Source organism: Acidaminococcus sp. (genome assembly GCF_050873445.1).
GTDB lineage: Bacteria > Bacillota > Negativicutes > Acidaminococcales > Acidaminococcaceae > Acidaminococcus.
This window is the reverse complement of record NZ_JBNMIU010000091.1, coordinates 1-3,225: the sequence shown is the minus strand read 5'-3', so window position 1 is coordinate 3,225 and position 3,225 is coordinate 1. Positions and strand designations below refer to the sequence as shown.

General features: G+C 48.1%; 1 protein-coding gene and 1 pseudogene. Both read right to left on the bottom strand.

The genetic code is table 11. The features are described from left to right. Positions 1-504: 504 nt before the first annotated feature. Positions 505-1,689: pseudogene (locus tag ACR0QW_RS10830) on the bottom strand (IS256 family transposase). A 233-nt stretch (positions 1,690-1,922) separates the two neighbouring features. Beyond that, the gene (locus ACR0QW_RS10825; RefSeq protein ID WP_432643642.1) at positions 1,923-2,990 is read right to left on the bottom strand and encodes a tyrosine-type recombinase/integrase; all 1,068 of its coding nucleotides are present in this window, start codon (positions 2,988-2,990) and stop codon (positions 1,923-1,925) included. Positions 2,991-3,225: the final 235 nt, after the last annotated feature.

Sequence of the window (3,225 nt, the reverse complement as noted above, 5' to 3'; positions counted from 1 at the left end):
GTAAAATTCCCTGTTTGGGAGTACTATAATACACAGTTAGGTTTTTCATTGTCAGTTAAATTCTAACACGAAAAAGGACTTTCGGTTCGCAAGAATCGAAAGTCCTTTCTCGTGTTCATGGGGCCATTATTTCACAGCCCCATTCTAACATAATCGAGGACGTACGTACACCCGGTTTGGTATGTGTCAACAAGTCCTCGATAAAACCTTCATCGCAGTTTATTCATTAAAGAGCAGCAAGTAATGCCAGCGGTTAGATACACTCCTCACAGGACTACCTTTTATCCGTGCCTGCCATCAACTCAACGCTACAGCTAAGTGTCCAAGAGGGCTGTTGCTTGGGCCATAATTGGCAATGCATCCTTGGTGAGCGCCTACATGTGGTGTGAATGTCAATCAAAAAGTGAGCCACTTGCTCACGAATTTTTGAGCCACTCTTGCTCATGAAAAAGTGGGTACTGTCAAATATTTTTCGCAAAAACATGAATCCCATCACAAGCAAAATCAGTCGAGAAGATTGTCTGCACCACAGCCATAGAGATGCTTCATATCCATGTACTTCTTGGAACCCCACCTAGTACTGACGACATGGCGGAGCCGGGCACATACCATCATCAATGCGCTCTCGCCGTCAGGGAATGTGCCAACAACACACGTACGTCGACGAATCTCCCGATTTAGCCGTTCAATCGCGTTGTTCGTGCGGATTTTTTTCCAGTGTTCTTCCGGAAAGTCCACGTAGGTCAGTGTCTCAGCGATACCGTCCAGAAGTTTGTCAGCAGCCTTATTCAACTTCATCGCACGGAGTTTTTCAGCAACACGCTTAGCCTTCTCCATAGCAGCTTTATTGTCCTCCTGGGCATGAATTGGAGCATACGGGCGACTTCCTTGCCATGTTTTCTCGGTACGACAGAGACGATGTTACGGAAGAAATGCACGCTGCAGCGTTGGTACTTCGCTTCCGGAAAGATTTCCGTCACGGAGTCGCACATGGCCTGGCATTTATCACCAACCATGAGTTGTACACCTTTCAAGCCACGGTTGCGCAGGGAAATTAGGAAGGACTTTCAGCTATCCTTGTCCTCCTTCATGCCTTCGGCTGCGCCGATGACCTCGCGATATCCGTCCTGGTTGACGCCAATAGCGACAAGGATAGCTACGTTCTCGAATTCGCCGCCCCAGCTGCGCTTGAGGTAGATGCTGTCGACAAAAACATACGGATACTGCTCGCTGGGAAGCGGCTGGTTTCGCCAGACTTCGATGTTGCTGTACGCTTTTTTGTTAAGATTGCTGATGGTGCCAGGTGATACTTTGGAACCCTAGAACGCTTCAGTGATATCCTCGACACGACGTACGGAAACACCAGCCAGGTACATCTTCGATGAGAGCCTCTTCAACGCTGCTCTCACGATGTCTGTAGCATTCGATGATAGTCGTTTCGAAGGGGATGCATTTCAGTTTCGGCACTTTCAGGGAGATATTCCCGGAAGTTGTCTGGAGTTTACGCGTGTAATAACCGGAACGATACCCCTTACGGGAATTCGTCCGCTCATACTTTGCAGCATTGGTGAGCTCCGTAGCTTCCTGATCCAGCAGGCCGTTGAGTGTCTCTTCGATGCTTTGTTTTACCAGATCCGTTAATTCGGCTTTAATTACTTGTTCGTTTAATTGTGTAATGTTGTCAGACATGAATCTCGTCTCCTTTGTGAGTTTTGTTTGGCGACTTAATTTTAACAAATGAGGAGATTCATGTCTTTATTTTGCGAAAAATATTATACCTTATCGATTTTTCCTGTAAATACAGAGAAAATCTTGCCAATAGTAGAGTAAACTGATAAAATAATATAAATAATAAATAAAAGTCCCGTAACCCTAGTGGTTACGGGACTTTTGCTTTAAACGGCAAAAATACGGCAAAAATTTTAATACAAACCGGCCATAGCTTCTGCCGCCTTCTGGCGGATATCGGCCGTGTAATTGACGTAGATTTCGGATACAGTGGTTACCGTATCGCCCAAAATATGGGCCACCAGGTTGATGTCTCCGGTCTTGGAGAGCAGGAGGGTGGCAAAGGTATGCCGGAGAGCGTGCACGGAACGGCCTGGAAAATGCCCCCGGATGATCCGGTTGAGCTTGACGTGGACATTTTGCATTTGGTTCAAAGGGAAGACGGTGCCGGACAGATTGAGGGGCTGGGACTGTCTCCAGTCGGCCAGGGCTTTCAGGACAACGGGAGATGCGGGGATGACCCGATTACTGTTCCTGGTCTTACAAGGGGTAACCCCCATTTTTCTGGGGCCGATGCTGGCGTACTGCTGCCTGATGGTGATGGCTTGCGCCGACCAGTTTATAGCGTCCCAGGGGAGCCCGGCTATTTCACCGAACCGCATGCCGGTATTGGCAGCCAGGATGGCCACCAAACGGCAGAGGGGCTTATGTTCCAGTAAAATCATGAGTTTGGACAGCTCTGCCCGTGTAAAGGCCCGGATGATCTTGGGGCCACGTTCTTCTCTGATGGTGATTCCCCGGGCTGGATTGACCGCCATGATCTTGTAGACCTTTACGGCGTACTCCAAAACGGGGGAGATACACCGGAGCTTTGTCTTTTTCGTTCCTGCCGTGACATCCTGGGCCAGGAGCGCATTCAGGATGCTGGCAGTAGTCAGCTCACGGAGGGGCGTGTCGGCTACAGCTCCCAGCGACTCGATGGAGTTCTTGTAATTCATCAGAGTGTTATAGGAGAGAAAATCCTTTTTGTCCCGGTAGTAAATGCCAAAGAACTGCCGGAGGGTCATGTCCTTCAGACGGGCGTCTGTAGTCAGGCCCTCTGACCGCTTGACTTCCTCCAGCAGTTCGTCCTGGTGCTGGCGTGCTTCCCTCTGGGTCTTAAATCCCTGGCGGGTCTTCTGCCGCCACTTTTTGCCGACCTTGTACGACAAGATTAGGCACACAGAGTCGTTTTTGGTACGATAGCTGAAATGGTAATCCATAGGTCATACCTCCTTCTATGGATAGATACAATATTTTAGCAAAACCACAATATATAGATTAATAAGGTCAATATGCTGTGGTTGTACTTTTTTGTATTTTTGTTATAATATTAATAGAGCAACTCGTGAAGGATATAGGCTGGGTTCCCGAATGGGAGTAGGCGTAATGCTTAGAATTCCTTTGCCCCTGGGGTTAGCTCTTTTTTTGTTTATTTCTAAGGTCCTGAATAATATG

Coding starts and splice junctions, on each gene's coding strand:
- ACR0QW_RS10825 (WP_432643642.1), bottom strand. CDS start 2,990: ATGGATTACCATTTCAGCTATCGTACCAAAAACGACTCTGTGTGCCTA.